At 64.9% G+C, this 3,703-nt stretch carries 5 protein-coding genes; all 5 read left to right on the top strand.

The window, feature by feature from the left end; all coding sequences use genetic code 11:
• The first annotated feature begins 30 nt into the window (after positions 1–30).
• Entirely contained in the window at positions 31–1,020 is a 990-nt protein-coding gene (gene folP / locus Q7O19_RS13320) for a dihydropteroate synthase (RefSeq protein WP_369692488.1), read from the top strand.
• Positions 1,021–1,126: 106 nt separating this feature from the next.
• Positions 1,127–1,252 carry an aa3-type cytochrome c oxidase subunit IV gene (locus Q7O19_RS13315; RefSeq protein WP_022678829.1) on the top strand — a complete coding sequence of 42 codons (126 nt, stop codon included), beginning with the start codon at positions 1,127–1,129 and terminating at the stop codon, positions 1,250–1,252.
• A gap of 27 nt (positions 1,253–1,279) precedes the next feature.
• Positions 1,280–2,407 (top strand): NAD(P) transhydrogenase subunit alpha, encoded by a 1,128-nt coding sequence (locus Q7O19_RS13310; protein WP_303810969.1) that lies wholly within the window; start codon positions 1,280–1,282, stop codon positions 2,405–2,407.
• Positions 2,408–2,418: 11 nt separating this feature from the next.
• On the top strand, positions 2,419–2,730 hold the full coding sequence (locus tag Q7O19_RS13305) for an NAD(P) transhydrogenase subunit alpha (protein ID WP_022678831.1): 312 nt from the start codon (positions 2,419–2,421) through the stop codon (positions 2,728–2,730).
• A 32-nt stretch (positions 2,731–2,762) separates the two neighbouring features.
• Positions 2,763–3,703, top strand: a 941-nt coding sequence (locus Q7O19_RS13300) for an NAD(P)(+) transhydrogenase (Re/Si-specific) subunit beta (protein WP_303810968.1), incomplete at its 3' end; no start/stop codon positions are given.

Genomic DNA, 3,703 nt, shown 5'->3' with positions numbered 1-3,703 from the left:
GCACCTGTCGCCGGAAGAGCGCATCAAGCTGTGGTGAGGCGTTATTATCGCCCGATACTGAGTGAAGGGGAGGGGCTGCCGCTTGCCGGCGGCCCCTTTTCTTTTGCCCGCGCCGAAGAGCTGACACGGTCGGGGAGCGAGGGCTTTGTGGACGCGGCGGACGTGCCGTTGGATTGGCTGGAGCGGCTGACACGGCCGCGGCCATTTCTGGCTCGGTTCGAATACCAAATGCCGTTGGTGATGGGTATCCTCAACATCACGCCTGACAGTTTTTCCGATGGCGGCCGCCATGATGTGCCGGATGCCGCGATTGCTGCTGCCCGCGCCATGCATGCGGCCGGCGCGGCCATCATCGACGTGGGGGCAGAATCCACCCGGCCGGGTGCGCCCGAACTGCCGGTGGCGGATGAACTGGCGCGGCTTGCACCACTGTGGGCCGGGCTGGCCGGGCTGCCGGTGTCGATCGACACGCGCAAATCGCCGGTGATGGCGGTCGCGCTGGATCAGGGCGCCATGATCGTCAATGATGTCAGCGCGCTGGGCCATGATCCGGCGGCCATGGCGCTGGTCGCCGCGCGCGGTTGCCCGGTGATCCTGATGCACCACCAGGGCACGCCGGAAACGATGCAGATCGCGCCGCATTACGACAACGCCCTGCTCGATGTGTTCGACTGGCTGGAGAGACGGATTGCCGCAGCCGTGGCCGGCGGGATCGCGCCGGACAAGATCATTGCCGATCCCGGCATCGGTTTCGGCAAGGGGCTGGAGCATAATCTGGCGTTGCTCAAGGGCCTCAGCTTGCTGCACGGCTTGGGCGTGCCGATCCTGCTCGGTGCCAGCCGCAAGTCGTTGATTTCCAAGCTGGCGGGCGAAGTACCCGTGGAACAGCGCCTGCCCGGCAGCCTGGCATTGGCGCTGGCCGGGGCCGATGCCGGGGTGCAGATCATGCGCGTTCATGATGTGCCTGAAACCGTCCAAGCCCTCACGCTTTGGCGGGCCTGCCATCCCGCACGGGCCTGAGCGGGCATTTGCCCCTTCACAGCCGCGCCGTGTCTGCTAACAGGCAATCCGCACAGGTTGCGGTTTTGCAACCAGCCACTGCAATTCAACGAGGGTTTCGCCGGTCATGGCCAGCAACGAACAGCAGAACGACAGCCACCGTTCCACCTACGAAAGTTTCACCGGCTTTACCAAGTGGGGCACGATCTTCGTGATTGTGGTCGTGGCTTCGCTTTACGTGTTCCTGGTCTGATTGCAGCGCAGCTTTGGGGGCGAAACCATGAAGATCGCGGTGCTGAAGGAAGCCGGCGGCGTTGAAACGCGCGTTGCGGCCACCCCGGAAACGGTGAAGAAACTGATGGCTCTTGGGGCCAGCGTGGCAGTGGAAACCGGCGCCGGCTTTGGTGCCAAGATCAGCGATGCCGATTATGCCGCCGCAGGAGCCACCGTGGCGCCGCGCGCCGATGTGATTGCCGGCGCCGATTTGGTGCTGGGCGTGCAGGGTCCGGCGCTGGCCGATTTGCCCGGTATCAAGGCCGGCACGATTCTGGCCGCCATCCAGTCGCCCTTCAGCGATCGCGCCAAGATCGACGCTTATGCAGGGGCCGGCCTGATCGCTTATGCGATGGAATTGATGCCGCGCACCACGCGCGCACAATCGATGGACGTGCTGTCCAGCCAGTCCAACCTCGCCGGTTACAAGGCGGTGATCGATGCCGGCGAAGCCTATGGCCGCGCCTTCCCGATGATGATGACGGCGGCCGGCACCATTTCCGCCGCGCGCGTGTTCATCATGGGTGTTGGCGTTGCCGGCCTGCAGGCCATCGCCACCGCCCGTCGCCTGGGCGGGCTGGTCAGCGCCACCGACGTGCGCGCCGCCACCAAGGAACAGATTGAATCGCTGGGCGCCAAGGCGATCTTCGTTGAGAAGGTGGCGGGCATCAGCGGCGAAGGCGCTGGCGGCTATGCCACCGAAATGAGCGACGAATACAAGGCGGCGCAGGCCGAGCTGGTATCGTCGCACATCGCCAAGCAGGATATCGTCATCACCACCGCGCTGATCCCGGGCCGGCCGGCGCCGCGCCTGGTCACCGATGCGCAGGTCGCTTCCATGCGGCCGGGCAGCGTCATCGTCGATCTGGCGGTGGACAGCGGCGGCAACGTTGAAGGCGCCGTGGCCGGCGAAATCGTCGAGCGCCACGGCGTGAAGATCATCGGACACAAGAACCCGGCCAGCCGGCTCGCGCCCGATGCATCGGCGCTGTACAGCCGCAACCTGTTCAACATGATCAACGCCTTCTGGGACAAGGAAGCGAAAGCCGCCGTGTGGCCAGCCGATGACGACATCGTGAAGGGCATCAAGCTGACCGAGGGCGGCAAGATCGTCCACGATCGCCTGTTGGGTTAAGGGGCACGCACATGGATTTCCTGTCGATCCTGTCGATCTTTGTGCTGGCGGTGTTCGTCGGCTATTATGTCGTGTGGTCGGTCACCCCGGCGCTGCACACGCCACTGATGGCCGTGACCAACGCCATTTCATCGGTGATCATCGTCGGCGCGCTCATCGCGGCCGCAGCGGGCGCCATCACTGATGGTGGTGGCCTGTCGCAGTGGCTGGGCCTGCTGGGTGTTGTGTTGGCCAGTGTCAACATCTTCGGCGGCTTTGCCGTCACGCGCCGCATGCTCGCCATGTACAAGAAAAAAGAAAAGAAGCCGGCGGCTTCGAAGTAAGGCGTTGCAGGAAGAGATTGGGGCAAACGACCATGGAACACGCAGTCGCCGCTACCCCGGCCTGGGCCGTATTGGCCTATCTCGCCGCCGGTGTGCTCTTCATTCTCGCCCTGCGCGGGCTGTCGTCGCCGGAATCATCCCAGGCGGGCAACCGCAATGGCATGATCGGCATGGCGCTGGCCGTGGGCACCACGCTCGCGCTGCACCCGACCGGCCTGCTGCTGATCATTGGCGCCATCGCCATCGGCGGCGGCATTGGCTGGGTGATTGCCCAGCGCATCCAGATGACGGCGATGCCGGAACTGGTCGCGGGCTTCCACAGCCTCGTCGGCATGGCCGCCGTGCTGGTCGGTTGTGCTGCCTATCTCAATCCGGGCGCGTTCGGCATCACCGATGCAACCGGCGCCATCCTGGCCGTGAGCCGCGTGGAAATGGGCCTGGGCGTTGCCATTGGTGCGATCACCTTCTCCGGCTCGATCATCGCCTTCCTCAAGCTTTCGGGTCGCATGTCGGGCTCGCCGATCCTGCTGCCCGGCCGTCACATCATCAACCTTGGCGTGCTGGCCGGGATCATCGTGCTCACCGGCGTGTTTGCCTTTGATGCGGCTGCCGGCATGGGCCAGGGCCCGCTGATGTGGATCATCCTGGGCCTCAGCTTCATCATCGGCGTGACGCTGATCATCCCGATCGGCGGAGCCGACATGCCGGTCGTCATTTCGATGCTGAACAGCTATTCGGGCTGGGCCGCCGCGGCGATGGGCTTCACCCTGCAGAACACCGCGATGATCATCACCGGCGCGCTGGTCGGCTCGTCGGGCGCCATCCTGTCGTACATCATGTGCAAGGCGATGAACCGCAGCTTCATCAGCGTGATTGCTGGCGGCTTTGGTGCCGATTCCGGCGGTGCCGGCGCGGCAAAGGGCGACGGTGTGCAAAAGCCGTTCAAGGCCGGCAGCGCCGACGATGCCGCCTT

Origin of the sequence: Sandarakinorhabdus limnophila DSM 17366 (assembly GCF_945882885.1) — a bacterium.
GTDB classification, from domain to species: Bacteria; Pseudomonadota; Alphaproteobacteria; order Sphingomonadales; family Sphingomonadaceae; genus Sandarakinorhabdus; species Sandarakinorhabdus limnophila_A.
This window is presented reverse-complemented; position numbering and strand designations above follow the sequence as displayed.

Bases quoted from the DNA above. Each gene is read 5' to 3' on its own strand.
- Q7O19_RS13310 (WP_303810969.1), top strand. From the start codon at position 1,280: ATGAAGATCGCGGTGCTGAAGGAAGCCGGCGGCGTTGAAACGCGCGTT.
- Q7O19_RS13315 (WP_022678829.1), top strand. From the start codon at position 1,127: ATGGCCAGCAACGAACAGCAGAACGACAGCCACCGTTCCACCTACGAA.
- Q7O19_RS13305 (WP_022678831.1), top strand. From the start codon at position 2,419: ATGGATTTCCTGTCGATCCTGTCGATCTTTGTGCTGGCGGTGTTCGTC.